General features: G+C 55.4%; 24 protein-coding genes. 9 read left to right on the forward strand and 15 right to left on the reverse strand.

Annotated features, from left to right (window positions below):
• Positions 1 to 3 precede the first annotated feature (3 nt).
• The 4 genes from ACOTW6_RS15420 to ACOTW6_RS15435 form a co-directional block, all read right to left on the reverse strand.
• Entirely contained in the window at positions 4 to 993 is a 990-nt protein-coding gene (locus tag ACOTW6_RS15420; RefSeq protein WP_213788867.1) for a fimbrial protein, read from the reverse strand.
• A 22-nt stretch (positions 994 to 1,015) separates the two neighbouring features.
• Positions 1,016 to 3,559 (reverse strand): fimbria/pilus outer membrane usher protein, encoded by a 2,544-nt coding sequence (locus ACOTW6_RS15425; protein WP_139157939.1) that lies wholly within the window; start codon positions 3,557 to 3,559, stop codon positions 1,016 to 1,018.
• A 26-nt stretch (positions 3,560 to 3,585) separates the two neighbouring features.
• Complete coding sequence (locus ACOTW6_RS15430) at positions 3,586 to 4,260, reverse strand: fimbrial biogenesis chaperone (RefSeq protein WP_062932150.1); 675 nt, start codon at positions 4,258 to 4,260, stop codon at positions 3,586 to 3,588.
• 69 nt (positions 4,261 to 4,329) lie between these two features.
• On the reverse strand, positions 4,330 to 4,866 hold the full coding sequence (locus tag ACOTW6_RS15435; protein ID WP_047053102.1) for a fimbrial protein: 537 nt from the start codon (positions 4,864 to 4,866) through the stop codon (positions 4,330 to 4,332).
• Between the two features lie 256 nt (positions 4,867 to 5,122).
• Between ACOTW6_RS15435 and ybiB the strand changes: the two genes are divergently transcribed.
• On the forward strand, positions 5,123 to 6,085 hold the full coding sequence (ybiB, locus tag ACOTW6_RS15440) for a DNA-binding protein YbiB (protein ID WP_047053105.1): 963 nt from the start codon (positions 5,123 to 5,125) through the stop codon (positions 6,083 to 6,085).
• Positions 6,086 to 6,200: 115 nt separating this feature from the next.
• Here ybiB and ybiJ read toward each other — a convergent pair whose 3' ends face one another.
• From ybiJ to mcbA, 3 genes are all read right to left on the reverse strand, one after another.
• On the reverse strand, positions 6,201 to 6,461 hold the full coding sequence (ybiJ, locus tag ACOTW6_RS15445) for a DUF1471 family protein YbiJ (protein WP_003858474.1): 261 nt from the start codon (positions 6,459 to 6,461) through the stop codon (positions 6,201 to 6,203).
• Positions 6,462 to 6,746: 285 nt separating this feature from the next.
• Entirely contained in the window at positions 6,747 to 7,013 is a 267-nt protein-coding gene (locus ACOTW6_RS15450; protein WP_062932149.1) for a DksA/TraR family C4-type zinc finger protein, read from the reverse strand.
• Positions 7,014 to 7,136: 123 nt separating this feature from the next.
• Positions 7,137 to 7,400, reverse strand: a complete 264-nt coding sequence (gene mcbA, locus ACOTW6_RS15455; RefSeq protein WP_003858470.1) for a DUF1471 family periplasmic protein McbA — start codon at positions 7,398 to 7,400, stop codon at positions 7,137 to 7,139.
• A gap of 242 nt (positions 7,401 to 7,642) precedes the next feature.
• On the opposite strand from mcbA, the gene rlmF reads away from it, so the two are divergent.
• A complete protein-coding gene (gene rlmF / locus ACOTW6_RS15460; protein ID WP_032647782.1) occupies positions 7,643 to 8,554 on the forward strand; it encodes a 23S rRNA (adenine(1618)-N(6))-methyltransferase RlmF in 912 nt (303 codons plus the stop codon).
• Positions 8,555 to 8,599: 45 nt separating this feature from the next.
• Here the strand turns inward: rlmF and ybiO are convergent, their stop codons facing one another.
• The 6 genes from ybiO to rhtA form a co-directional block, all read right to left on the reverse strand.
• Positions 8,600 to 10,810 (reverse strand): mechanosensitive channel protein, encoded by a 2,211-nt coding sequence (ybiO, locus tag ACOTW6_RS15465; RefSeq protein WP_017384918.1) that lies wholly within the window; start codon positions 10,808 to 10,810, stop codon positions 8,600 to 8,602.
• Between the two features lie 120 nt (positions 10,811 to 10,930).
• Positions 10,931 to 11,653 carry a glutamine ABC transporter ATP-binding protein GlnQ gene (gene glnQ / locus ACOTW6_RS15470; RefSeq protein ID WP_006809503.1) on the reverse strand — a complete coding sequence of 241 codons (723 nt, stop codon included), beginning with the start codon at positions 11,651 to 11,653 and terminating at the stop codon, positions 10,931 to 10,933.
• Complete coding sequence (glnP, locus tag ACOTW6_RS15475; protein ID WP_003858462.1) at positions 11,650 to 12,309, reverse strand: glutamine ABC transporter permease GlnP; 660 nt, start codon at positions 12,307 to 12,309, stop codon at positions 11,650 to 11,652. The genes glnQ and glnP overlap by 4 nt, the downstream gene beginning before the upstream one ends.
• Positions 12,310 to 12,402: 93 nt before the next feature.
• Positions 12,403 to 13,146 (reverse strand): glutamine ABC transporter substrate-binding protein GlnH, encoded by a 744-nt coding sequence (gene glnH / locus ACOTW6_RS15480; protein WP_003858455.1) that lies wholly within the window; start codon positions 13,144 to 13,146, stop codon positions 12,403 to 12,405.
• 363 nt (positions 13,147 to 13,509) lie between these two features.
• Positions 13,510 to 14,013: a DNA starvation/stationary phase protection protein Dps gene (gene dps / locus ACOTW6_RS15485; RefSeq protein ID WP_193136121.1), complete on the reverse strand. Its 504-nt coding sequence runs from the start codon at positions 14,011 to 14,013 to the stop codon at positions 13,510 to 13,512.
• A 298-nt stretch (positions 14,014 to 14,311) separates the two neighbouring features.
• Positions 14,312 to 15,199 (reverse strand): threonine/homoserine exporter RhtA, encoded by an 888-nt coding sequence (gene rhtA, locus ACOTW6_RS15490; RefSeq protein ID WP_193136120.1) that lies wholly within the window; start codon positions 15,197 to 15,199, stop codon positions 14,312 to 14,314.
• Positions 15,200 to 15,553: 354 nt separating this feature from the next.
• Here rhtA and ompX point away from each other — a divergent pair, with 354 nt between their 5' ends.
• Entirely contained in the window at positions 15,554 to 16,072 is a 519-nt protein-coding gene (gene ompX, locus ACOTW6_RS15495; RefSeq protein WP_003858450.1) for an outer membrane protein OmpX, read from the forward strand.
• A gap of 116 nt (positions 16,073 to 16,188) precedes the next feature.
• Here ompX and ACOTW6_RS15500 read toward each other — a convergent pair whose 3' ends face one another.
• Together ACOTW6_RS15500 and mntS are read right to left on the reverse strand one after the other, a co-directional pair.
• Positions 16,189 to 17,772, reverse strand: coding sequence for a phosphoethanolamine transferase (locus ACOTW6_RS15500; protein ID WP_213788866.1), 1,584 nt, complete (start codon positions 17,770 to 17,772; stop codon positions 16,189 to 16,191).
• A gap of 269 nt (positions 17,773 to 18,041) precedes the next feature.
• Positions 18,042 to 18,170: a manganase accumulation protein MntS gene (gene mntS, locus ACOTW6_RS15505; RefSeq protein ID WP_017384915.1), complete on the reverse strand. Its 129-nt coding sequence runs from the start codon at positions 18,168 to 18,170 to the stop codon at positions 18,042 to 18,044.
• A 183-nt stretch (positions 18,171 to 18,353) separates the two neighbouring features.
• On the opposite strand from mntS, the gene mntR reads away from it, so the two are divergent.
• The 6 genes from mntR (at position 18,354) to ACOTW6_RS15535 (ending at position 25,363) form a co-directional block, all read left to right on the forward strand.
• Positions 18,354 to 18,827 (forward strand): manganese-binding transcriptional regulator MntR, encoded by a 474-nt coding sequence (gene mntR, locus ACOTW6_RS15510; protein WP_022650657.1) that lies wholly within the window; start codon positions 18,354 to 18,356, stop codon positions 18,825 to 18,827.
• Positions 18,824 to 19,933 carry an anion transporter gene (locus tag ACOTW6_RS15515; protein ID WP_213788865.1) on the forward strand — a complete coding sequence of 370 codons (1,110 nt, stop codon included), beginning with the start codon at positions 18,824 to 18,826 and terminating at the stop codon, positions 19,931 to 19,933. The genes mntR and ACOTW6_RS15515 overlap by 4 nt, the downstream gene beginning before the upstream one ends.
• A 101-nt stretch (positions 19,934 to 20,034) precedes the next feature.
• Positions 20,035 to 21,129, forward strand: a complete 1,095-nt coding sequence (locus ACOTW6_RS15520; RefSeq protein WP_015571057.1) for an HlyD family secretion protein — start codon at positions 20,035 to 20,037, stop codon at positions 21,127 to 21,129.
• On the forward strand, positions 21,126 to 22,697 hold the full coding sequence (locus tag ACOTW6_RS15525; protein WP_015571056.1) for a DHA2 family efflux MFS transporter permease subunit: 1,572 nt from the start codon (positions 21,126 to 21,128) through the stop codon (positions 22,695 to 22,697). Before ACOTW6_RS15520 ends, ACOTW6_RS15525 begins: the two co-directional genes overlap by 4 nt.
• Positions 22,697 to 24,220, forward strand: coding sequence for an efflux transporter outer membrane subunit (locus tag ACOTW6_RS15530; RefSeq protein WP_213788864.1), 1,524 nt, complete (start codon positions 22,697 to 22,699; stop codon positions 24,218 to 24,220). The genes ACOTW6_RS15525 and ACOTW6_RS15530 overlap by 1 nt, the downstream gene beginning before the upstream one ends.
• A 102-nt stretch (positions 24,221 to 24,322) precedes the next feature.
• On the forward strand, positions 24,323 to 25,363 hold the full coding sequence (locus ACOTW6_RS15535; RefSeq protein ID WP_032608906.1) for an aldo/keto reductase: 1,041 nt from the start codon (positions 24,323 to 24,325) through the stop codon (positions 25,361 to 25,363).
• Positions 25,364 to 25,478 lie beyond the last annotated feature (115 nt).

Consider the following 25,478-nt stretch of genomic DNA (forward strand, 5'->3'; position numbering starts at 1 on the left):
CGGTCACTTATAGGCGAGAGTGATGGTTGCTACGGTGTTGGCGGGGCCGGGCGTCACCACATCGCTGATCTGCTCGTAGCGAACCTGAAAGGGGATATCCAGCGTTTCATTGGCAACGGCCTGGCTTTGGGTGCTGACGTAGGTGTCAAAGGTCGCAATGCGGTCATCAAACAGCATTCTCACCCCGACGCCCGTTGCCATGCCTGTCTGCTTCGTCAGTTTGATCACCCCCTCGAATGCCGTCTCGTAGCCGTTAGCACTGGTGATTTTTAGCTCAGGCTGAACGGTTGTGTCACAGTTAACGGTGATATTAAACGTTTGAGCGGGGCTGGATAAAAACCCCACGCTCATAAAATCACTGACGGGAAAATCACCCAAATTAACGGTGAGATTTTTTGGCGAAACAGAGCAGGTGACTTGATGCAAAATGACGTTACCTGCATACGCAATATGGTTAGGGCTGCCGATCCCTTCGTGACCGAAAACGCCAATGCCAAATTCGGTCTGAGACTGCACCAGCGTGCCGGAGGTCACGGCGTCGCTTGTTTTGACCAGTTCAAGCGTGACGTCAAAGTTGAACGACTGTGTGCCATCACCAGAAACATAGCCAACAGGCGTTCCGCGTGAATCGCACTGTACTCCGCCTGCTCCGCTGATTCGCTGACCCTGATCGTTCATCAATGCGACCCCGACACCCGGTACGCCGGATTCATATACTCCCTTCAGCCCCGGAATTTCCGCTCCGGTACCGTAGTAACACGAGACAATTTCCAGTCCGCTGTCGATACTCTGATCGCAGTGCCCGGCAACATGAACGCTCTGCTCTGTACCCGGAATGGTTGCGCCAACCGCCAGCGTCATGGGGACAGAGATGGAGGCCACATTAATCATTTTGGGCAGATCCGGCGTGGTGCAGGTCGCCTTCGCATGCGGCATAAATAACGCGGCGGTTCCCAGAACCAGTAAGAAAAAGCACTGTTTAATCATCTGCATAATCGTTAGCCTGAACGGTGGATCAGTGACACTGCGCGGCAGCGTTAATGATGCTGGTTTTCTCTTTCTCATCCGTTAGCGCATAGTCAGCGACGCAGTGCTCGCTCGCCTCCTGTCCCCAGGAAACGATGAGATGCCCTTGCTGTGGCAGACCCGAGAGGTAGGTCTGGCCGTCATTCCCGACAATAAATTCGCTGTCCTTATCCCCGGTGGTGACCGTTGCGCCGAAGGGCAGCGGTTTACCATTTTGTGTAAGCGTCATCAGGACGCGGTTACCCACGCGGGTAGTAAAGCTGGCGCGCACCACGGCCCCGCGGGTCGGCGTCACGATCTGCGCCGCGTGGGTGACGTCGGCATCGTCCGGCAGCGTTTCGGTATCCAGCGCGATAGTGTTATGGCGATACGCGGTCACGAACGGCACGACGGTATAGCCGCGGAAGTCGGTCTCCACGCCTGTCTGGTTGGTAATATGGGTGCCGTGCGTACCCGGCGCTTTCACCAGCGCGATGGTTTCACCGAGCGGCTGGCTCAGGGTGATCCCGTTAGCGTGGGCCACCACGCCACCCTGCAAACCGACGTTCAGGGTCTGCTGATACTTATCCTGACTGACGCCTGCGCTCACTTCGCCGTAGGTTGCTTTGTAATCGGCGTTGATGCTGGTGGAGTTACCGCTGCCGGTGCTGCTCAGCCCTTCCTGGATATTCCAGTTCAGGTTGTCTTCTTTCAGCGCCGTACCGTTCAGGCCAATGTTCTGCGTGGTGCCGTCTTTGGTGTTGTTCAGGTTGTAGGTGGCCCAGGTGTTATGCATCCAGCGATCCAGCGGAACCGAAACGCTCAGCGAGAACTGGTTGTCGTTTGTTACCTCATTACCGTTTTCATCGCTGTCGTGGGTGTTTTTGTTCATGCTGTAGCTGAGGCTGTAGCTCACGCCGTGCCAGCTGTTGTTGTAGCTGACGCTCAGGGAAGTCATGTCCTGACTCTGGCTCCAGTAGGTTTCCTTCACCATGCTCAGCGTGACCGACCCCCAGCCTTCTGGCAGCGTCTGGTCAACGGTGGCTTCGGTACGGGCGCGGCGCTGCTGGGGAGCAGACCAGTCGTCGGAGCGGGTATACGACTCCATGGTGTCGTCCAGGGTGTAAAACCCCTTGCTGTTATAGCGATAGCCCGCAAGGGTAAAGTTGGTGCCCGAACCGGCGAAATCTTTGCTGTAACGGATGCGCCATGACTGGCCTTTGCTGGACTTCTGTTTTTTCAACAGGGCTCTGGCGCGGGTCACGTCAATGGAGAATGCCCCTAAATCGCCCATGTTTTTCCCGGCGCCAATCGCCTGAGACTGATAATGGCTGCTCTGCTGCACGCCGCCGTAGGCCGTGTAACCATAAGGTAAACCGTAGATGGCGCTCCCCTGGGCAAACGGGGTCTTTTCAACGTCTTTGTCATAAGAGCGATAGCGCCCGGCGGTTACGCTGTAGCGCAGGTTTTTTTCACGCTGCAATACCGGCACGGAGGCAAACGGCACGACGAAATGACTTTCGCTGCCGTCAGTTTCTTTCACTGTGACCTGGAGGTCGCCGCTGCTGCCGGTGGGGTAGAGGTCGTTAATTTCGAACGCGCCAGGCGCGACCGTATTCTGATAAATCACGTATCCGTTCTGGCGGACCATTACCAGCGCGTTGCTGTGGGCGGTGCCGCGAATAATGGGGGCATAGCCTTTTTTGCTGTCCGGCAACATGTCGTTGTCGGATTTCAGCTCCACGCCGGTGTAGGGGACGCTGTCAAAAACGTCGGCAGGCGAGGTGCTTTGCCCTACCGTCACGTCACTTTTCATCGCCACAATATCGCGTTGCGCATAGGTATAAACGGAGGTGAATTTCTGTTCCTCCTCGTTACCCGTGGTGCTGCGATTCCAGGTGGAGTAGTTACGAACGCGCCATGCCCCGATGTTGAAGCCGGGACGCAGGTTAACGTACTGGCTGCTGCTATCCTCTTCACCCTGCTGGCGCGCATGGCTCTGGCTGGCGTTGACGCTGTAGTTAAGCAGGCCCGCGTTGATCCCTTCGTCAAACTCTTTCGGGTCGATGTAACCGCGAGGAACCTGTCCAAGCGCCTTTTGCGGAATGCTCAGCAGCAGTTGCTGGTTGCGCACGCGAAAGGTCGCGGATGCCGAAGGGATGGCGTGTAGATCGGCGCACTGACCCTCTACCATCAGCCGTGGATAGTTTTGGGTTTTGATCCCGAGGCGCTTTAATTCGTCCAGTGTAAAACAAGGCTGAAGCGTGCTGGTGCCCTGTGGATCTTTAACTAAGTTAAAGGTCACGTCGCGGGTATCAATTTTATTGTTATTGATAAAAACCGCGACCTGATATTTACCTGGCGCCTGGCCGGGACCTTTTTCATAGACAGACAGATCGGTCTTTCCCTGCTGCGGGTTATCAATGTCCAGCAGGGCGGGGTTAAAATAATCATCAGCCAAAACCTGCTGCGCAAAGATCGCCATTGCCAGGCAAAAAATAGCCATCAGCAATGACGAAAATCGGCAGGTGAACGGCTTTTTATGGCTGTACATGATGATTTTATTACCGGGTAATACGATTAATGAACGGGTTTAGACCATGTCTGGCTGATGCTGCCGTAATCGGTAATAATGGAATACGCGACGGTCGAGCCTCCGACGTTGCCAGGTAAAGCAAAATGCGTTTCAGTTTTCGGCACGGCCCAGGTGGCTTTCGTGACTTTCTGACCATTGAGGGTGACGGTCTGAAAATTCATATAGAAAGGTGTGGGATTATTCACCACTAAATCATTACCTTCGCGATGCCATTCAAGTTTATCGGCCACATCTTCAGGTCTGCCTTTTACCGCTGACGGGCGATAGAGCAATTTAATGCGGGTATTAATGGCAATTTGCAGCGTATTTACGCCTTCAACATGCTTCGAGGACGGGATCGCTTTAATATTCAGCCAGTACAGAGATTCCCTGTCTTCCGGTAAATTTCCTCCCGTACGGACCACGCGCAGGACGTTATCCTCTTTCGCGTCCAGCCGGAAAAGCGGCGGGGTGATCAGGAACGGGGCATTAGCCTGGTTTTTACCGCCAGAATCGACCCAGGACTGCACCAGATAATCCGTGGTATCCGGGTTTGAAAGACCAAGAGATGATTCCTTTTTATCTCCCTGATAGACCAGGCGGGTGCCATTAATCACAACACCCGCCTGTGCCGAGGCTGCTACCAGTAAAAGAGTGCTCAGTAAATAACCGTGGCGCATAAAGATTTCTCAATAAAAAGATGAGATATTAATGCCCGCAAAAGCATTAATATCTCAGGATTGATAAGATCAGTTATAAATAACGGTGAAGGTCGATACAGAGTTAGCGGGGCCTGCGGTGACTGCCGCCTGGGTTTGAATATAACGTGCGCCGAACTCCAGATCGTTAACCGCCGTGCCGGAGGCTAAAGGATATTGCTGCGAAGGGGTATACAGGGTGACAGGCTGCCCGGACGTGTCAACCAGCTGAATAGCTACACCGGTAGCCGCATCGGTATCGGGCGTTAATGCCAGCGCGGCATTATTATCCGCATCCGGGGTACCACCGAAGTTAATTGCAGCCGAGGTTACGGTTTCCGGACAATTGGTTAACTTAATATCAAACTTCGTTAATGTGCTGGTAGAGCCTGCGCCGGTAAATACCGTTTTAGATACTTTTCCCAACTGAACATTTAATGGATTACTTAATCCATTCACGACCTGGCAAGCAGAATCGATAATTTCTCCGGTGAAATTAATCTGCCCTTCACCGTTGGTTGCCGCAAATGCGGATGCAGAACATCCCACCGTTGCGGCGATAAACAACCCTAATGCAACCTTGTTCATAGTAAATCCCAATGTGTTTCTGGCAAAAACGTTGCCTGGACGTTTTCACCGTTGACCTTTAATGACTTTCAGATGTTTATTTAATCAAAAAAAGGGCAGAGACGAATCTTTTGTCCCAATCACAAATAATGCAAATAATGCTTGAGTTTATTTTTTTTACCTGAAAACAGCAGGTTGATAATGATCACAAAACACTATCGGGTGCGTGTTCATCGGGCTATATTGTTAACAAGATGATGCTGTCAGGAGAAATGTCGTGGATTACCGCAAAATTATCAAAGAGGTAGGGCGTGGGAAAAACCATGCTCGCGATCTGGACCAGGAAACGGCCCGTGCGTTGTACACGCATATGCTGAATGGCGACGTGCCGGAACTGGAAATGGGCGGCATTCTGATTGCGCTGCGTATCAAAGGGGAAGGTGAGGCAGAGATGCGCGGTTTTTATGAGGCCATGCAGTCGCAGACGATGCGTTTAACCCCGCCCGTCACGAAGCCGATGCCGATTGTGATCCCGACCTACAATGGCGCGCGTAAGCAGGCAAACCTCACGCCGCTGCTGGCTATTCTGTTGCAGAAACTCGGTTTCCCGGTGGTGGTGCATGGCGTGAGCGAAGATCCAACGCGCGTGCTGACAGAGACCATTCTGGAATTATTAGGCATCGAACCTACTCTCCATGCTGGCCAGGCGCAGGCCAAACTGGAGGGGAACCAGCCGGTCTATATTCCCGTGCGCGCGCTCTGCCCGCCGCTGGAAAAGCAGCTGGACATGCGCTGGCGTATGGGAGTTCGTAACAGCGCCCACACCCTGGCGAAGCTGGCGACGCCGTTTGCCGAAGACGCCGCGCTACGTCTTTCCAGCGTCTCCCATCCGGAGTATGTGACGCGGGTCGGGCAATTCTTTGCCGAAATCGGCGGGCGGGCGCTGCTGATGCACGGGACGGAAGGGGAGGTTTACGCCAACCCGCAGCGTTGTCCACAGCTGATGCTGATTGAGCCTGCCGGGACGCGGGTCGTGCTGGAGCGTGGGGAAGAGAACAGCGGTGTGATCCTGCCTGAGTCGAAAGATCCGCAGGTCACCGCGCACTGGATCGTGCAGTGTCTGGCCGGAAAGGTGCCTGTTCCGCAGTCGATCAAGCTGCAAATGGCCTGTTGCCTGCTGGCGGCAGGGGAAGTGGCATCCGTGGAAGCCGGATTGCAGCGCGTGGCGCAGTCGTTTTAAGCAAAAAAAGCCCGTCCAGTGGCGGACGGGCAAACAAGGGTAACAACACCAGGGTCAATGAGGGTTGGAGCATCTCACCAGAGGGTATGGTGAGGGTGGAGCATAATTTGTTCGATTACTTGTAGATAACCGCAGTACCGCTCAGTTTGTTATTACCGTTAGTGGAGGTGATGGTGTATCCACTTGCGCCAGCAGCGGCCGCTTTTTCCGCCAGTTTTGCTTCCAGACCGTCCAGCGTGGTCGCGCCTTCAGCACTCACCACCCCGATTTTGTTCAGATCCTGTGCCTGAGTAGAGGAGACTGGCTCCACGGCGAAAGCGCCGAAAGAGAGAGCGGACAGGGCAACAGCGGCAACAGCATATTTGATGGTTTTCATAGGTCAATTCTCGCAGGTTATTCTGTTAAGGGGACGATGTTCCGTCGATGTGATAAGTATCACGGTTTTTAGCGGAAGATAAAATAGAAGAGAATTGACGTGGTTGCTCAAAAAAATTGAATGACAAATAACTTATTGATTATTAATAAATTCAGAAGCGCAATTGACACTTCTTGTGGATGCGCTTTACAGAAGCCATCGGAAGGGCACGTTTTGCTACGCGTTTCGCTAAAAGTCGTGAGCGTAAAGTAAACGACTGGCGCGGTTAACTTCGGTAAAGGAAAGTCAACGTAACTGGCTGTCTTTCGATCCCCTGCGATTATATCCTGAATGTGTCGAATTTTTTGAATCTTTCTCCTGCTGACAGGCAATACATAGCCGTACGCCAGGAATGGCTTTACGCCGTGCCTCAGGAATCGGATCTCCGCACTCTTCGCATTCCGTTAAACTTTCGCCGCGCGGAATTTCACCGCGAGCACGCGCGACCGCATCTTCAATGGTACTGTTGATCTGTTCGTTAACGGCGTCGTCATTCGCCCAGCCGGAAGCCATCATGTTCTCCTGATCTGTTTAAGCCATTCATCTTAATATGGGGTTAAAAAACGCACAGTCAAGGCGAAGGAAAGGAATGAGAACTGCATCTGCCTGGCAGATGCAGTGTGGGAAGGAAATCGATTATTTATAGATGGTCGCGGTGCCGTACATATGGTTATCGCCACCGGCGGCGTTTACCACGAAGCCTTTAGCCCCTTCCTGACGCGCTTTTTCGGCCAGCTTGTCCTGAAGGTCATCCAGGTTGCTTGCCCGGCTGACAGAGACCGTCCCCGCCGCACGTAGCTGGCTGGTGTCGTTGCTGTCGGTTAGCGGTTGAACGGACCAGGCTGAGAACGATGCGCCTGCCAGCGCACCCGCAATAATAAAGGTCAGATACTTTTTCATAATCACATCCTCAGGGGAAACAACAGGTGATTCCTCTTAAGTTTAGAAGCCTGACGCGTGTGATTTAGCGCAAAAATTTGATGATGATCTGCTTATTTTTTGAACGATAAATTCTGACAATTTGCTGACAGATCATAGACATACAGGTTGCTGATTTTCGTCAGTTTTTTGTGCCGCGCAGACAGATATTTACCCCCGCGCCGTCACAGGGTATCTTACGCGGCTGTCTAAAGGAGAATGCCATGACTTCCCAAAAGCCGGGGTTGCACCCGCGTAACCGCCACCGTAGCCGCTACGACATGAAAGCCCTGTGCCTGAGCTGCCCGGAATTGCAGGATTTTATTGTTCAGACACCAGCCGGTGAACCGTCGGTAAACTTTGCCGATCCGCTGGCGGTTAAAACGCTGAACAAAGCGCTGCTGGCCCATTTTTATGGCGTTACGCACTGGGACATCCCGGATGGCTTTCTCTGCCCACCGGTGCCAGGCCGTGCGGATTATGTCCATCATCTTGCCGATCTGCTGGCGGATGATAATGGCGGCGTGGTGCCGAAACAGGCCACCGTGCTTGATATCGGTACGGGCGCGAACCTGATCTATCCCCTGATAGGCGCTCATGAGTACCAGTGGCGGTTTACCGGCAGCGAGATCGGCGCCGAGGCCTTCGCCAGCGCGCAGGCCATTATCAACGCTAACCCAGGGTTAAGCCGGGCCGTTCGTCTGCGTCGTCAGAAGGATGCCGCTGCTATTTTCAACGGCATTATCCACAAGAACGAACAATATGATGCCACCCTGTGCAACCCACCCTTCCACGACTCTGCCGCCTCCGCTCGTGCGGGTAGTGAACGCAAGCGGCGTAACCTGGGCCAGGCTGAAGATGGCGCGCTGAACTTTGGCGGCCAGCAGCAGGAGCTGTGGTGCGAGGGCGGGGAAGTGGCATTTATTCTGCGCATGATTGCCGAGAGTAAGGGCTTCGGTCGTCAGGTGAAATGGTTTACCACGCTGGTTTCCCGCGGTGATAACCTGCCGCCGCTTTACCGCGCCCTGACCGACGTCGGCGCGGTGAAAGTGGTCAAAAAAGAGATGGCGCAGGGCCAGAAGCAGAGCCGCTTTATCGCCTGGACCTTTATGGACGATAACAAACGCCGCAAATAGCACCCCATCGCAGGCCGGGTAAGGCGAAGCCGCCACCCGGCTCGGTTACAGCGTCGGCTCCTGCGGAGGGAGCGGCGAAGCGGGCGGCGACAATACCTGATACGTCTGCACCGGCGCTCTCACGTTCGCCAGATCGAAGTGTTTTTTCACCATGCTGTCGAGGGCGAAGCGCACCGTCCACTGCTTAAGCGGCTGGGTGGTGAACGACACGCGCAGGGTAAAGGCAGTGTTCGTCAGCCCGACGATGCCCGCGAACGACGGTTCACCAATCACCAGCCCGCGAATATCCTCCATCTCCATCAGTTCGCTTACCGCATCCCGCAACGCCTGTTTCGCCTTCTCTGCATCCTCATGCCGATCGACATCATAATTCGCCACCACCGAACCAATGCCGCGCACAAAGTTGGCAAAGGTGGTGATCGATGACCACGGAATAATGTGGTACGCGCCGGTATCCTGACGCACACCGACGGAGCGAATGGACATGCGTTCCACCGTGCCGGTGAGCGGTCCGATGGTCACCAGATCCCCGGTGTTCATCCCGTTCTCAAACTGGATAAAAATGCCGGTGATAATATCCTTCACCAGCGTCTGCGAACCAAAGGAGATCGCCAGCCCCAGGGCGCCGGCACCCGCCAGCAGCGGGGCGATATTCACGCCGATTTCCGACAGCACAATCATGATGGTGATGGTGCTGATGATCACCGCCAGCGCGTTGCGGCACAGGGTCAGTAGCGTGCGGGCGCGTGCGCTCGGCAGTGGCCTGCCGTGGACATCCGACACCAGACGGTTTTCGATAAGGCTTGCCAGCAACGTCCAGCCGACGGCGGAGAAGAACAGGATCAGCGCGATACGAATAAGAATATCAACGGTCTTCTCCCCCGCGCCGTTATGCAGCCAGTTCCAGAAATCAAATAGCCCCCACGCGTTCAGCAGCAGCATAATTGCCACGCAGACCGTCAGAATACGCGCCACCTTCAGGGATACCGTCATCCAGCCATTCACCCGCTTTTGCAGTTCCGGGTAGTTACGCTGAACCTGCGGCGACAGGGTGATCGTTTTCGACAGCCAGCGGGAGAGCAGGCCAGAGACAAAGGCTGCGATGCCGATAATCGCCAGGCTTTTGAACGTCGCCCCCATCATAAATTTCAGGCTATTGCCCGGATCGAACAGGGAGAAGAAACAGAGCACAATAAAATAGGCGCTGGCCAGCCAGTGCCACACCAGCGCAAAGGCGCGAATAAAGAGGCTGAAAAAGGAGAGGGAGCGATCGGCCAGGTGCAGCAGGCTGTCGGTGATCGCTTTTTTATTGTGGAAGATGAGGTACAGCGCCCAGACGGTAATGCACAGCATGATCAGCACGTTCGCCAGCGCGCCGAACTGCACGTTAACCTGGTTGGAAATGATCGGCACGGCAACCAGCAGGCCATAACCAATCAACCCGCTCAGCACGCTGAGCCGCACCGCCCAGTATTTGGCGCTCTGATCCGAAATGGCGAAGGGGCGAAGGTCCGGCACGCGTGGGCAGAAGATCAACCGCAGGAGGGCTTTAAAGAACTCAATCAGGGCAAACGCATTGAGGAATAGTCCCTGCTGAAACGCGATGGTTTTGTTTCCGGTATTAAGTCGGTCGGCCAGCATCTGGCCGACAAACAGCGTCAGGGCCAGCAGCAGCAAATCGATGACAAACGCCCCGGTAATCATTGCCGGAAGATGCAGCCAGCTGCTTTTATGCTGATTCTTTTTGCGTCCCCACTGGCCCATTTTCCGGTAAAGCGGCCAGACAGACAGGCGCAACAGCCAGTAAAAAATGAACACGGCGCCAGCCAGAATAGCAAACTGGGTGGCGGCTGCGGAAAAGGTATGAGGATTAAAAGGCTTATGCGAGGTGCCAACCAGGTTGCGATAGAGCTGGGCAAAACGCGACGACAGGGCTTCCCCGTAGCGGCGACTGATGTCGGTGACGTTTTCCAGCACCGTTTTTTCTTCTTCGGCTTCCGGCGGCGCAATTGCAGGAACCGGATCCTGAGGCGGCGTGGCGGCCACCTTCCTCAGCTGATCGATCAACTCCTGTCGGGACGTGTCGTTCTCAAGCACGTCGGCCAGCGCGCCGTAAGCGGCTTTTTTCTTTTCAGCGTCTGGCTCTGGCGGCGCATTTTGCTGGGTGGCGGTGGCTCCGGTGGTGACGCCGGGAAGGGTTACAGCAAGTGATGGCGCGCTAAACAGGCTAAACAGTAGCAACAGGATCCACGGCACGGCGTCCTCCGACAAAAATATCGTGCAAAATGATAAGTATAGAGCGCGGGGAGCGGAGAGGCGTTTTTGGGAACAATCCGGCGTAAAAAAGCCGGGCATGCCCGGCTCTGGGTGTGGCTATCAGGAGACGTGTTGCAGGAACTCCTGAAGGCGCTGGCTTGGTGGGTTCGCAATCAGCGCCTGTGGATTACCGTCTTCCGCGATACGGCCCTTATCAATGAAGATCAGACGGGACGCCACCTTTTCGGCAAAGCCGATTTCGTGGGTAACGATCACCATCGTCATGCCTTCTTCCGCCAGATCCTGCATAACTTTCAGCACTTCGTGACGCAGCTCCGGGTCGAGTGCCGACGTTGGCTCATCAAACAGCATCATCTTTGGCTTCACCGCCAGCGCACGGGCAATGGCCACGCGCTGCTGCTGGCCACCGGACAGCTCGGAAGGATAATGGTGGGCACGCTCCGCCAGACCAACCTTCGCCAGCAGATCTTTTGCCAGCGCTTCCGCCGCCGCTTTGCTGGCCCCGCGCACGCGCAGAGGACCGAACATCACGTTTTCCAGCGCCGTCAGGTGCGGGAACAGGTAGAACTGCTGGAACACCATGCCCGCTTCCTGGCGGATCAGGCGCTCGTCCACTTTCGGATCGTTAACCTTCAGACCATCGACGATCAAATCGCCGCTGGTGATCTCCTCAAGCTTGTTAATGCAGCGCAGCAGGGTGGATTTACCGGAACCGGACGGCCCGATGATCACCACCACTTCGCCCTGCCTGATGTTCAAATCGATATTGTGCAGCACCTGGGTTGGGCCAAAGTGCTTGGAAACGTTTTTAAATTCAATCACAGGATTTTCATCCTTCTTTCAAGACGACGCAGAACAAAGCTCAGGACAAGCGTGATAATCAGGTAGACAACGGCGACCGCACTCCAGATTTCCAGGGCGCGGAAGTTACCCGCGATGATCTCCTGGCCCTGACGGGTCAGCTCGGCCACGCCGATAACAATAAACAGCGAGGTGTCTTTAATGCTGATGATCCACTGGTTACCCAGCGGCGGCAGCATGCGGCGCAGCGCCAGCGGCAGGATCACGTGACGGATGGTTTCGCGACGGGAAAGACCTAACGCCAGGCCAGCTTCGCTGAAGCCTTTATGAATCGACAGCACCGCACCGCGGGTAATTTCCGCAATGTAGGCACCGGAGTTGATCATGATGGTGACAACGGCGGCGCTGAACGGGTCGATGCGCAGGTCGGTGAAGGCCATCGGCAGGGCGAAGTAGATAAACATGACCTGCACCACAATAGGGGTGCCGCGGATCACTTCGATGAAAACCAGTGCGATGTGGTTTGCAATCCAGCCGCCGTAGGTGCGGGCGAAACCGGCCACCAGACCGATAATCAACCCGCCAACCAGACCGAGGACCGAAATCCACAGGGTCATTTTAGCGCCTTCAAGCAAGAGAGGAATGGCAGGCCAGATGGCGCTCCAGTCAAACTGCATGATGTATTCCTGTATACCGTGGTGAAAAACGAAAAACGTAGGCCCGGTATGCGCAAGCGCCACCGGGCGTTACAAACCTGAAGTCAGGTGAAATTATTTAGGCTCGGTACCGAACCATTTTTTGTAGATTTCGTTATAGGTGCCGTTCTCTTTCAGGGTTTTCAGCGCGCCGTTAACTTTGTTACGCAGGTCGTCGCTGCCTTTCGGGAACGCAATACCGTACTGCTGAGCTTCCAGGGAATCACCTACCGCTTTGAACTTGCCATTACCGGCGGTTTTGATGAAGTAAAGGATGTTAGGCGTGTCGTGCAGCACCGCGTCAGCGCGGTTGGTGCCCAGTTCCATGTAAGCGTTGTCGATGTTCGGGAACTGACGCAGGTCTTTGGTTTTGATGTTAGCTTTCGCGTAATCAACGGAGCCGGTGCCGCTCTTCACGGCGACCACTTTACCGTCGAGATCTTTCACGCTTTTCACGTCATTGTTATCCGCTTTCACCATCACCAGCAGGCCGCTTTTGTAGTAGCCGTCAGAGAAATCGATGGCTTTTTTACGCTCTTCGGTAATGGTGATGCCTGCCAGCGCCAGGTCAACGTTTTTGGTTTGCAGTGCCGGGATAATGCCGCTGAAATCCATTGGCTTCAGGGTGTAATCCAGTTTGAGTTCTTTTGCGACCGCGGCCCACAGATCGACGTCAAAACCAACGTATTTATCACCCTGTTTAAATTCAAACGGTACGAACGCCGTGTCAGTCGCCACAACCAGTTTGTCGGCAGCCTGCGAGGACACCGCAAACGCCAGGGTAAGTGCAGCCAGTGAAACTTTTAATACAGACTTCATAGCATTTCCTTTTATATCCACGGGGCGATCCCCTGCGAGAACCTCTGGCACAATGAAAAAATCGTGCCAGTTTTACAAGCTATTGTTTTGCAAAGGGGATGATGTCACGCATTGCACAAAAAGCGTGGCAATTCTGTCAGGTTGCACCAGAATGGAGCACCGTTTTGGTGCGCTTCGTTAAGGTCTTCTGACAGGGGGATATTTAGCGCAGAATCTGACGAAAAAACAATCTTCCGTTAACGGTTGTGTGAGGTGATTATTACATTTTATTCACTTTTGCGGCCGTTGCGGACAAAAGTGCGCACCATAAATGTGCAAAACCCCCGCCAGGGGGGCGAGGGTTATTCGGAAAATCCGCAGGGATTATTCGATGTTGGACTCGATGAACCACAGGAACTGATCCAGGTCGCGTGATGCGGCAGTGAAGATATCAGCAGTATCTTCGTCGTTAGCTTCGCCAATCGCTTTACGAACATCGTTCGCCACAATCGCATAACGATCTGCCAGCTCTTTCAGGTGATCCTGAACGGTATGGATATCCAGCGGATAGCTTTTCAGTGGCGTTTTGCTGTTGATCACCTGTGTGGTACCCAGTGCCACGCCACCCAGCTGTACGGCGCGTTCGGCCATGGTATCCAGGTGAGTCACCAGTGCTGTGCGGAAGCCATCCAGCATCTCATGAACGGCAATAAAGTTTGCACCGCGCATATTCCAATGGGCCTGTTTGGTGATCAGCGAAAGATCGATGAACTGGACCACCTGGCGATTCAGCAGCTCAATGGTCGCTTTTTTATCGCTATCCGATACATCGTTACGGGTATAAAGCAGATTAGACGCTTTCGTTTTCACCAGTTTAGCGGTACTCATAATCTCATATCCTCTTGATGTTTGTGTCCCAGGTAATTACGGAACTAAGTATAGCACCGGATTTTTTCTCTGCGGTTTGGGTCTGCCTATTGGTTTAATAGCGAAAGGAGGCTTGTATTATCAACTTTTTGAAAAGTAAGTGATTTATTTAAGTTGATACAGATCAATCTTAATTCATTCTCCGGGAAGGCGGGCAGGTGAAATATTTTGGCAATATAAGAGAGTTTGTAAGAAATTATTTGAAGTACTGACGAGACGTATATTCTGCATGGCGGGTTAGCCATGCAGAATTTAAGGCTTAGTTGAGGTCGATTTTTTGCACTTTAGGTTCCGGGCGCATGGTCAGGGTGGAGCCCATTGACGCCGCGATAATGGAACAGAGCGCCAGCGTTTGTACCAGGGTCAGGGTTTCACCGAGGAAAATCATTCCTGAGATGGCGGCCAGCGCGGGCTCCATGCTCATAAGCGTACCAAAAATGCGCGTGGGCAGGCGCGTCAGGGCAATCATCTCCAGAGAGTAGGGTAGCGCCGTCGAGAGAATGGCAACCGCCAGCCCAACCGGCAGGATCGACCATTGCCATATTGAGTCCGTCGCTTGTGCCATTCCGATTGGAACAAAGATAACGGCGGCAATCAGCGAGCCTAAGGCGACCGTCGCGGGGCCGTGCTCTTCGCCCGCACGCTGACCAGTGAGAATATACACCGCCCAGCACGCCCCCGCGCCCAGCGCCAGAGCTGCCCCGGTCAGATCGACTTGTGAAACGCTTTGCCCGAGCGGCAGCAGGAACCATAGCCCCAGCACGGCCAGTACGACCCAGATAAAGTCTACCGGACGACGAGAAGAGAAGAGGGCAACCGCCAGCGGGCCGGTAAATTCAAGCGCGACCGCGATCCCCAGCGGGATCGTCTGAATAGAGAGATAGAACATGTAGTTCATCCCTCCCAGCGCCAGCCCATAAAAAAGCAGAGGCAGTCGCTGCTCCTTTTTAAACCGTAGCCGCCAGGGTTTAAAGACAACCACGAGGATCAGGGTGCCTAATGCGATACGCAGCGCCGTGACGCCGGGCGCACCAACCAGCGGAAACAGCGATTTTGCCAGCGACGCGCCGCTTTGTATGGACATCATCGCGATAAGTATGACTGCCACCGGCATCCAGACCGACGATTTACGGGGTAAACCTGGCATCCTTTCTCCTGTCAATTTATGTCAAATGAGGTAAAAGTCGCAGTGTAATGGAAATAAGCTGCAACGGTTGAGCTACTGTTGAAAAAAATCCAGGGAAAATCCGTAAAATGAGAAAACGCTGATGATTTTATCGCCTGAAAGATTAGGAATAATCTGGATGAACTAAATGGCGATGACGCGCACTATTAGCATTTACAGGTGAAAATCTGGAGTTATTTGAACGAGATAGCTGGTGCTGGAAATGTTCTGTTACAGGAAAGGTCGCATTAGACATCGTGAATGACAAAGAGTTTCACAGATTTTTTTGATATATTTAAAACTTACGGACTTACTTGAAGCACATTTGAGGTGGTTATGAAAAAAATTGCATGTCTTTCAGCACTGGCAGCTGTTCTGGCTGTTTCCGCAGGTACCGCTGTAGCGGCAACTTCTACTGTAACTGGTGGTTACGCTCAGAGCGATATGCAGGGCGTGATGAACAAAACCAACGGTTTCAACCTGAAGTACCGTTATGAGCAAGACAACAACCCGCTGGGTGTGATCGGTTCTTTCACTTACACCGAGAAAGATCGTACTGAAAATGGCTCTTACAATAAAGGTCAGTACTACGGCATCACCGCGGGTCCTGCTTACCGCCTGAATGACTGGGCAAGCATCTACGGTGTTGTAGGTGTTGGCTACGGTAAATTCCAGCAGACCGAAAACCAAGGTCTGAACCGTACTGCAAGCAACAGCGACTATGGTTTCTCCTATGGCGCAGGTATGCAGTTCAACCCAATCGAAAACGTTGCTCTGGACTTCTCCTATGAGCAGAGCCGTATCCGCAACGTTGACGTTGGCACCTGGATCGCGGGCGTAGGTTACCGCTTCTAATCACTTCGGTGAGCCAGTAAAAAATCCGCCCAATGTGGCGGATTTTTTTTGTTTGTACCTTCTCTCCGTGGGAGAGGGCCGGGGTGAGGGCATCAGCCTGCACGAGACGGCAGAAATTACTTACTCTTAATATCGAAAATATCCGTCCCAAGATGGTTATAGTCGACTTTCTGTAACTTAAAGTTGGTAATGTAAACTGGCGGGCCCTTCTTCCCGGAGATATACGGGTAATCATTTTTTATCTCTTTCGCCTTAATCCCCGTCCACTGTGAGAAGAATTTCAGGAAATCGTTCGCGGAACGGCGCGCTTTGATGATGCGATGCGTTTTGTCATCACTCGACAGCACCATAAACGGTACCTGGAAGTTCTGCTGGAACTTGTCATCGTGGGCCAGATACTGCACCTCTTTACCGCGCTCCTTAAACGCCAGGCCGTGGTCAGAGAAATAGACCATCGAGAAGCTGTCGCCGCTGTTGCGCAGCTGCGCGTACAGCTTGCTGAGCAGATCGTCGGTTTGTGTCATGGTGTAGAGGTAGCAGGAGGTCTCTTTCGACTGCACAAACTCGGTATATTTCCCCTGCGTGCGGTCGCAGGCCTGCGGGTGGGAGCCCATCAGGTGCAGGACAATCAGCTGCGGCTGGGTGCGCTGGGTGGCAAAAACCTGCGCGGTCATTTTTAACAGCGCTTCATCTTTTGTGTTTTTATCGGCTTCAAAGTCACCGCTTTTCAGGAACTGTACCTCGTCGGCACGCTTCGCGATGCTGGCGATGGCGGTATCATACTCGCCGATCTGTCCCTGGTTGGAGAACCACCACGTCTGAAAACCTGCCCGGTTGGCCAGGGTGACAAAATTATCCTGAAACTGCGGTTTTCCATCCACCACGCGGTTGAGCGTCAGACCGAGTGATTTCTGCGTCGAGCCGCTGGCCGCTACATAGTCGGTAAACAGCGTACCGTTAACGGAGCTGGCAAACGGCGTGTTATCCCAGTGACCGCCAAACGCGCCGAGCGCATCGCGACGCGCGCTTTCCCCGATCACCACCACATAAGTGTGATACTTCGGTTTCACCGCCAGCACGTTCCAGGTGTCTTTCATGGTGGAAAGCTCGGCCATACGCGCCTGCTCGTCGAGCACTTCCTCGTTATTCACCACCACGTCTTTGACGAAGCGAAACACCGGATACCCGGTATCTTTAAGCTTAAACACGCCGCCCCAGGCCAGGTTTTGTACCGGCGCAACAAAAAACGTCACCACGCTAAAGGCCAGGCACAGGCTTTCAATTTTACCCCATGCTTTTTTCCCGACGGGCTTACGACGAACCGCAATCACGCCGAGGGCAAAAATGAAAAGGCCAACCACGTAGTTGTACCACGGGAAGATCGTCAGGATCTCTGTGGACTCTTCCATATTGGTGGAGTGGAGCGCCAGCAGAGTATTAAAGTTCGGCGCGCCATAAGCCTGGCCAAACGGGAAATAGGCGGCAGCAACCAGAGAACAGATCCCGATAAGCACCTTCTGCATGCGCGGTGCGCTTCGCCAGAGCAGGTGAAGAATACAGGTGAACCCGACGGCATAAAGCAGGCTAAAGGGGTAGCCAAGAGCAAAGTTAATCAACAGCGATTGCAAAAAATAGAATCCCGTCCACGGGCTTAAGGCCCGGCTGCGGGTAACAAGTGTATCAATCAGGGTTACGTTCATAGATCACTATCACGAAAACGCCATGTGCTCACCCTGGCGTCAAGGGTCAAAGCCTGCCGGACAGTGCGTGGAAAGGGAATGAGAGGTCCGCTTCAGCGAGCCGCAAATTGTGCAGGGCTGCAAGAAGATAGTGCGAGCATGAATTAAGGTCAACAGTTGCTAAACAGATGTTTTGCGAAGGGGGCTGCAAATCCGCAAAAATAATCGGGAACAGGCCAGTGTACAGCGAAAGTGTGACAGGAAAATGAAGCGGCGTACCGCGACGCCGCTTAGTGGGAAGAGTTGTCGTCCTGCTGCGGTTTGGCGTTAAACATATCGCACAGCATGTTCAACAGCATCAGGCGCACTTTAAAAGGAGAGTGGGTAAACACGTTCATACACCTCTTGAATTCATTCATAAGACCTCCTGATTCATGATCCCTTCGATCCGTGAAGGGTGACTGCATTACATACAGATATAGCACAGGCTATATTGTATAGCTATGGCTAATTCGTTAATTTTTTGTGCTTGTAGAGCTATGGTTTACAATGTGCGCTCCGTTACAGGGCGCTGGAAGCGTCAACCCCATTGAGGAAGCACAATGAACCGTCGCGCAGGTAAGCCAACAACAAAAAAAACGACGCAACTGGTGAACGTTGAAGAGCATGTGGAAGGCTTCCGCCAGGTGCGCGAGGCGCACCGCCGGGAGCTGATTGATGATTATGTCGAACTGATCTCTGATCTGATCCGTGAGGTTGGAGAAGCGCGCCAGGTGGATATGGCCGCACGCCTGGGGGTGTCGCAGCCAACCGTTGCCAAAATGTTAAAACGTCTGGCGTCGGTCGGGCTGATCGAGATGATCCCCTGGCGCGGGGTGTTTCTCACCGCTGAGGGCGAAAAGCTGGCGCAGGAGAGCCGCGAGCGCCACCAGATCGTCGAGAATTTTTTACTGGTGCTGGGCGTCAGCCCGGAAATTGCCCGTCGGGATGCCGAAGGTATGGAACACCACGTCAGCGAAGAGACGCTGGTGAAGTTCCGCGAATTTACGCTCAAATACGGTCCCTCCGCTGAATGAACATCCCCGGCTTGCAGGCCCTGAAACGCGATCGCTTTTTCCATCTTTTACTTATTACTGGCGTTGGGCTCAGCGTCTTTGTGCCCTTCACGCCGCACACCTGGCCGGCGGCCATAGACTGGCGCACCATTATTACCCTGAGCGGTTTGATGATGCTCACCAAAGGCGTGGAGCTGAGCGGCTATTTTGACGTGCTGGGGCGCAAAATGGTGCGCCGCTTCGCCACCGAGCGCAAGCTGGCCCTGTTCATGGTCTTTTCGGCGGCGCTGTTGTCGACGTTTCTCACTAATGACGTGGCGCTTTTTATCGTGGTGCCGCTTACGCTCACGCTGCGTAAGCTGTGCGAAATACCGGTTACCCGTCTGATTATCTTTGAAGCGCTGGCCGTCAATGCGGGCTCGCTGCTCACGCCGATCGGTAACCCGCAGAACATTCTGCTGTGGGGACGCTCCGGCCTGTCGTTTACCGCGTTTACCGGGCAGATGGCGCCGCTGGCGCTGGCGATCGTGGCGACGCTGCTGGCGGTGGGCTGGTTTGCTTTCCCGAATAAAACGTTGCAGTACCACAGCGGTACCACCGGCCCCCAGTGGCAGCCGCGTCTCGTCTGGAGCTGTCTGGGGCTGTATATCGTTTTTCTTATCGCGCTGGAGTTAAACCAGGCGCTGGCGGGCGCGCTGCTGGTGGCGTGTGGCTTCCTGTTCCTCGCCCAGCGGGTGCTGGTGAGCGTTGACTGGACGCTGCTGCTGGTGTTTATGGCGATGTTTATTGACGTCCATCTGCTGATCCAGCTCCCGGTATTGCAGAACGTTCTCCATAGCGTCAGCGGTCTGTCGCAGCCGGGATTATGGCTGACGGCGATTGGTCTCTCGCAGGTGATCAGTAACGTGCCGTCCACCATTTTGCTGCTTAACTATGTTCCCCCTACGGTACTGCTGGCGTGGGCGGTCAACGTCGGCGGCTTTGGGCTGCTGCCCGGCTCGCTGGCTAACCTCATCGCCCTGCGGATGGCCAACGATCGCCGCATCTGGTGGCGCTTCCATGTATGGTCAATCCCGATGCTGCTTTGGTCAGCGGCGGTCGGTTTCGGACTATTCCTTCTCATATAGTGCGCAATTTGTCAGTTTTTCCTGGCAAATGTATAGCAACGTCCTAGCTTTAGTGAACGGCATAGTGTGATGCCGCTCACTGACAGGACCGTTGCTGAACTATGGCAGAAGATCAAAACCCACCTGCTGACGAGCAGGATCAAAACAATAACGAGCGCAAGCGCCCGGGCAAAAAACCGTTAATTATCCTTGGCATTGTGGTCATCGTGATGGTGATCGTGGCGCTGGTCTGGTGGTTTTTAACCCGTAACGAAGAGACCACCGACGACGCCTTCACCGACGGCGACGTAGTAACCATTGCCCCAAAAACGGCAGGCTACGTTACCGAACTTCGCGTGCGGGATAACCAGCGCGTGAAGAAAGGGGATGTGCTGGTGGTGATCGATCCGCGTGATACCACCGCCCAGCGCGATCAGGCTCAGGCCCAGCTTGGGCTGGCGGTTGCGCAGCTGCATCAGGCGCAGGCGCAGCTGGCGCTCTCGAAGGTGCAATATCCCGCCCAGCGCGATGAAGCCAAAGCGCAGGTGCTTAAAGCCCAGGCGGATATGGCCAACGCGCAGGCGGAGTACCGCCGTCAGCGCGGCGTTGACCCGCGCGCGACCACGCAACAAAGTATCGATGCCGCGAACGCCCAACTGCGCAGTGCCCAGGCTGGCCTTGCCAGCGCCCAGGCGCAGCTGGAAGTGGCGGAGCAGGTACAGCTGCAAATTCGCCAGCAGGAGACCAACGTCGAAGCGCGCGAACGCCAGGTCGATCAGGCCAGAGCGCAGCTGGAAACCGCCAACCTGAACCTCTCTTATACCGAAGTCCGCGCCCCGTTCGACGGTTTTGTCACCAAACGCAACGTCCAGCCCGGTACGCTGGTGCAGGCAGGCACGGCGCTGTTCTCGCTGGTCTCCCCGAACGTGTGGGTGGTGGCGAACTTCAAGGAGTCGCAGCTTGAGCGCATGAAGCCGGGCGACAAAGTGACCGTGTCCGTCGATGCCTGGCCGGATATGGAGCTGGAAGGCCATATCGACAGCATCCAGCAGGGCAGCGGCTCGCGCTTCTCCGCCTTCCCGTCGGAAAACGCCACCGGTAACTTTGTGAAAATCGTTCAGCGCGTGCCGGTGAAAATCGTCATTGATAAAGGGCTGGATCCGAACAAGCCGCTGCCGCTGGGGCTGTCGGTTGAACCGAAGGTCACCGTGGAATGACGGATCACAGCCACGATAACTGGAAGCCCGCCAGTAACCCGTGGGCGGTGGCGATTGTGGTCACCCTGGCGGTGTTTATGGAAATTCTGGACACCACTATCGTCAACGTGGCGCTGCCCCACGTCGCGGGGTCGCTCTCGGCCAGCTATGACGAATCCACCTGGGTGCTCACCAGCTACCTGGTGGCGAACGGCATCGTGCTGCCGATCTCGGCCTTTCTGAGCCGTCTGTTTGGCCGCAAGCAGTTCTTCCTGATCTGCATTGTGATGTTCACCATCTGCTCGTTCCTGTGCGGCATCGCCACCGAGCTATGGCAAATCATCCTGTTCCGCGTGATGCAGGGCTTCTTTGGCGGCGGGTTGCAGCCCACCCAGCAGTCGGTGCTACTTGACTACTTCAAGCCGGAGGACAGGGGTAAAGCCTTTGGCCTTTCATCCATTGCCATTATCGTCGCGCCAGTACTCGGCCCTACGCTGGGGGGCTGGATCACCGATAACTACTCCTGGCGCTGGGTGTTCTTTATCAATATCCCGGTAGGGATTGTGACGGTGCTGGCTATCTATCAGCTGCTGGAAGATCCGCCGTGGGAGAAAAAGTCGGAAGAGAAGCTCACCGTCGACTGGACGGGGATCGGCCTGATCGCCCTCGGCCTTGGCTGTTTGCAGGTGATGCTCGACCGGGGCGAAGATGATGACTGGTTCTATTCGAACTTTATCCGCACCTTCGCAGTACTGACGCTGGTCGGCATTATCGGCGCGATCTACTGGCTGATGTATGCCAGAAAGCCGGTGGTGGATCTGCACTGTATGAAGGACCGCAACTTTGCTATCTCCAGCCTGCTGATGGCGGGGATGGCGATGATCCTGTACGGCAGTTCGGTGGTTATTCCGCAGCTGGCGCAGCAGGATTTGGGCTATACCGCCACCTGGTCCGGGCTGGTGCTCTCGCCCGGCGCGGTGCTGATTGTGCTGACCATTCCGCTGGTGCTGAAGCTGATGCCGGTGGTGCAGACGCGCTGGATCATCGCCTTCGGCTTTACCTGCCTGGCGGTGTCGTTCTTCTGGTCCCGCACGCTGACGCCGGATATCGATTTCGAAACGCTGGTGCTGTTCCGCAGCGCCCAGTCTATAGGGCTGGGGTTCCTGTTTGTGCCGCTGACCACCATCGCCTTTATCTCGATCCCGAGGCGGCTTAACGCCGACGCGGCGGCGCTGTTTACCATGTTCCGCAACGTGGCCGGCTCGATTGGGATTTCGCTCTCGACGGCGGCGATCACCGAGCGCTCGCAGGCGCACAGCGCGCATCTGGCTTACCACGCTTCGCCGTTTAACGAGCAGTTCCAGCTGGCGATTCGCGAAAGCGCCCAGGCGATCCAGAACTTCACCACTCAGGTGGGCGATCCGACCGGCATTGCCACCGGACGGATGTACCAGACGATGATCGAGCAGTCGCGCTTTCTGGCCTACATCGACGTCTTCACCATTCTGAGCGCGGTGGCCCTATTACTGATTCCGTTTTGTTTGTTGCTCTCGCCGGTTAAGAGCGAGGGGAGTGCAGGAGCACACTGATGATACACAGACGTTTACACCCTCTGATGATAATGATGCTGCTGGTGGGCTGCGCCGTCGGGCCGGACTACCAACAGCCAGCACCGCCCGCTACCACGCACTGGAACGATAAGGGCGACAGCGCGGTGAAATCGCAAACTTCCTCCGCGGCCACTAACCCGCGCTGGTGGAAAACCTTCGGCTCGCCGCAGCTCGACAGCCTGATTGAACGCGCCATCGCCGGGAATCTGACGCTACAGCAAACGGTATTACGCATCGCCGGCGCGCGCGAACAGATTAACCAGGCCGGCGGGGCGTTTTTCCCGTCGGTGAATGGCAATGTGCAGGCGACGCGCCAGCAGCTTGGGCTGGAAGGGGAGCTGAAATCCCACGGCGTGTACGACCAGTTGAATAATGTCGATCCTGAACTGCGGGGCGCGTTAGGCCCGCTGACGCAGCCGATTAACCTGTATCAGGGCAGCTTCGACGCCCAGTGGGAAATCGACCTGTGGGGCAAGGTGCGCCGTCAGGTAGAAGCGGCCGAGGCGCAGCAGCGGGCGGCGATCGAGCAGCGTAACGATGCGCTGGTCTCGCTGGAAGCCGAAGTGGCGCGGGCGTGGCTACAGCTGCGTGGGGCGCAGAGCATCATTGCCACGCTTAATACGCAAATTGAAAGCGCGCAGCAGACGCTGGATCTGACCGAAAGCCGCCAGCGGGGCGGGCTGTCGCCGCAGATAGACGTGGAAAATGCCCGGGCGCAGCTGGGCAATCTTGAAGCCCAGCTGCCGCAGTATCAGGCGCAGGAACGCCAGGCGATGAACGGACTGGCGATCCTCCTTGGTAAGCCGCCGGGCGCGCTGGATGCCGAACTGCAATCCGTGCAGCCGATGCCTGCCCTGCCGGATATTGTGCAGACCGGTATTCCGTCCACCCTCGCACGCCGTCGCCCGGACGTGCGCGAAGCGGAGGCGAATCTCCACGCCGCCACGGCGCAGATTGGCGTCTCGGTGGCAGAGCTGTTCCCGAGCTTTACCCTCTCCGGACAGTTTGGCCTGCGCAACAGCGAATCTAACTGGCTGACCGACTGGAGCAGCCACTTCTACAGCTTTGGCCCGCAGGTTTCCATACCGATTTTCCAGGGCGGTCGGCTGGTCTCCAGCGTCAAGGTGGCGCGTGCGCAGCAGGGGGCGGCAGTGCTGGACTATCGTCAGACGGTGCTGACGGCGCTCGGCGACGTTGAAAACGCGCTGGTGAGCTATCGCACCGACCAGCAGCGTGAAGCGGGCCTGGCGAAAACTATCGACGCGCTGCAAAACGCTTTTGATCTCGCCAGCGACAGCTATCGGCAGGGGATCGCCAGCTTTATTGACGTGCTGGACGCCCAGCGCCAGCTCGCTCAGGCCGAACAGCAGCGGGCGCAGGCGCAGGTGCAGAGCGCGCTTGACCTGGTGGCGCTCTACAAAGCCCTCGGCGGCGGTTGGGAGCCGTATCAGCAGGTGCGGCTGCCAGACTACAGCGTCTTTGGCGACGCCCCGCGCGGATAGATTCAGAGGATTGGGCAAGAAACGGACAGGAACGCCACATTCGCGATGGCTGGGGGGCGGGTATAACTAACAGACACCCAATCGACATGCGAGGAAAGCGTTATGCGTTATCAAAAACTGGGCAATACCGGACTGTTTGTTTCTGAACTCTGCCTCGGCACCATGACCTTCGGCGGTGAAGGCGGCATGTGGGGCAAAATTGGTCAGCTTCAGCAAAACGAGGCCGAGCAGCTGGTGGGCCGCGCGCTGGATGCCGGGATCAACTTTATCGACACCGCCGACGTTTACTCGGAAGGGCGTTCGGAGGAGATCACCGGGCAGGCGCTGAAGAACCTGAAAATTCCGCGCGAAAATGTGGTCGTTGCCACCAAGGTGTTCGGTGAAACCGGCACTGCGGGGGTGAACTCGCGCGGTAGCTCGCGCTATCACATCATCAGCGGCGTGAAGGAGAGCCTGCGTCGCTTGCAGCTGGATCATATCGATCTCTATCAGCTGCACGGTTTCGACCCCGCTACCCCCATCGAGGAGACGCTTTACGCGCTGGATAATCTTGTGCAGCACGGTCACGTGCGCTATATCGGCGTCTCGAACTGGGCGGCATGGCAGATTGCCAAAGCGCTCGGCATCTCTGAGCGTCTGGGGCTGGCGCGTTTTGCCTCATTGCAGGCGTACTACACCATCGCCGGGCGCGATCTTGAGCGCGAACTGGTGCCGATGATGCAGAGCGAAGGCGTTGGATTGATGGTATGGAGCCCGCTGGCGGGTGGTCTGCTGAGCGGAAAATACGATCGCGACGGGCAGAGCGCGGCCGGTAGTCGTCGCCTGGCGTTCGACTTCCCGCCGGTGAATAAAGATCGCGCCTTCGACTGCGTGGACGTGATGCGTATCATCGCCGAAAGTAAAGGCGTTTCCGTGGCGCAAATCGCGCTGGCGTGGCTGCTGCACCAGAAAGCGGTGACCAGTGTCATTATTGGTGCGAAACGCGTCGATCAGCTGGACGATAATATTGCCGCCACCGGGATCCGCTTAAGCGAAGACGAGCTTAAACAGCTGGATACCGTCAGCGCGCTGCCGCGTGAATATCCGGGCTGGATGCTTGAGCGGCAGGGAGAATACCGTCGTAGCCAGCTCGCGCAGCAGTAACCTTCCTTTTCCCCGGTGGCGCTTCGCTTACCGGGGCTACTAACTCTGGTCTTTATTTCAACCCACCTCACAAAAAACGATCCACACCTTTGATCGAAATTTTATCTTCGCCTAT

Source organism: Enterobacter cloacae complex sp. IR5403 (assembly GCF_049238705.1).
In the GTDB taxonomy this organism is placed as follows: Bacteria; Pseudomonadota; Gammaproteobacteria; order Enterobacterales; family Enterobacteriaceae; genus Enterobacter; species Enterobacter hormaechei_C.

What these genes read in the sequence shown, in the direction of transcription:
- mntS (WP_017384915.1), bottom strand. Translation starts at nt 18,170, where the DNA reads ATGAATGAATTCAAGAGGTGTATGAACGTGTTTACCCACTCTCCTTTT.
- ACOTW6_RS15525 (WP_015571056.1), top strand. Translation starts at nt 21,126, where the DNA reads ATGACGGATCACAGCCACGATAACTGGAAGCCCGCCAGTAACCCGTGG.
- ACOTW6_RS15520 (WP_015571057.1), top strand. Translation starts at nt 20,035, where the DNA reads ATGGCAGAAGATCAAAACCCACCTGCTGACGAGCAGGATCAAAACAAT.
- ACOTW6_RS15450 (WP_062932149.1), bottom strand. Translation starts at nt 7,013, where the DNA reads ATGGCTTCCGGCTGGGCGAATGACGACGCCGTTAACGAACAGATCAAC.
- mntR (WP_022650657.1), top strand. Translation starts at nt 18,354, where the DNA reads ATGAACCGTCGCGCAGGTAAGCCAACAACAAAAAAAACGACGCAACTG.
- ACOTW6_RS15515 (WP_213788865.1), top strand. Translation starts at nt 18,824, where the DNA reads ATGAACATCCCCGGCTTGCAGGCCCTGAAACGCGATCGCTTTTTCCAT.
- ACOTW6_RS15530 (WP_213788864.1), top strand. Translation starts at nt 22,697, where the DNA reads ATGATACACAGACGTTTACACCCTCTGATGATAATGATGCTGCTGGTG.
- ompX (WP_003858450.1), top strand. Translation starts at nt 15,554, where the DNA reads ATGAAAAAAATTGCATGTCTTTCAGCACTGGCAGCTGTTCTGGCTGTT.
- glnP (WP_003858462.1), bottom strand. Translation starts at nt 12,309, where the DNA reads ATGCAGTTTGACTGGAGCGCCATCTGGCCTGCCATTCCTCTCTTGCTT.
- ACOTW6_RS15430 (WP_062932150.1), bottom strand. Translation starts at nt 4,260, where the DNA reads ATGCGCCACGGTTATTTACTGAGCACTCTTTTACTGGTAGCAGCCTCG.
- dps (WP_193136121.1), bottom strand. Translation starts at nt 14,013, where the DNA reads ATGAGTACCGCTAAACTGGTGAAAACGAAAGCGTCTAATCTGCTTTAT.
- ACOTW6_RS15435 (WP_047053102.1), bottom strand. Translation starts at nt 4,866, where the DNA reads ATGAACAAGGTTGCATTAGGGTTGTTTATCGCCGCAACGGTGGGATGT.
- rlmF (WP_032647782.1), top strand. Translation starts at nt 7,643, where the DNA reads ATGACTTCCCAAAAGCCGGGGTTGCACCCGCGTAACCGCCACCGTAGC.
- mcbA (WP_003858470.1), bottom strand. Translation starts at nt 7,400, where the DNA reads ATGAAAAAGTATCTGACCTTTATTATTGCGGGTGCGCTGGCAGGCGCA.
- ACOTW6_RS15535 (WP_032608906.1), top strand. Translation starts at nt 24,323, where the DNA reads ATGCGTTATCAAAAACTGGGCAATACCGGACTGTTTGTTTCTGAACTC.
- glnH (WP_003858455.1), bottom strand. Translation starts at nt 13,146, where the DNA reads ATGAAGTCTGTATTAAAAGTTTCACTGGCTGCACTTACCCTGGCGTTT.
- rhtA (WP_193136120.1), bottom strand. Translation starts at nt 15,199, where the DNA reads ATGCCAGGTTTACCCCGTAAATCGTCGGTCTGGATGCCGGTGGCAGTC.
- ybiJ (WP_003858474.1), bottom strand. Translation starts at nt 6,461, where the DNA reads ATGAAAACCATCAAATATGCTGTTGCCGCTGTTGCCCTGTCCGCTCTC.
- ACOTW6_RS15425 (WP_139157939.1), bottom strand. Translation starts at nt 3,559, where the DNA reads ATGTACAGCCATAAAAAGCCGTTCACCTGCCGATTTTCGTCATTGCTG.
- ACOTW6_RS15420 (WP_213788867.1), bottom strand. Translation starts at nt 993, where the DNA reads ATGCAGATGATTAAACAGTGCTTTTTCTTACTGGTTCTGGGAACCGCC.
- ACOTW6_RS15500 (WP_213788866.1), bottom strand. Translation starts at nt 17,772, where the DNA reads ATGAACGTAACCCTGATTGATACACTTGTTACCCGCAGCCGGGCCTTA.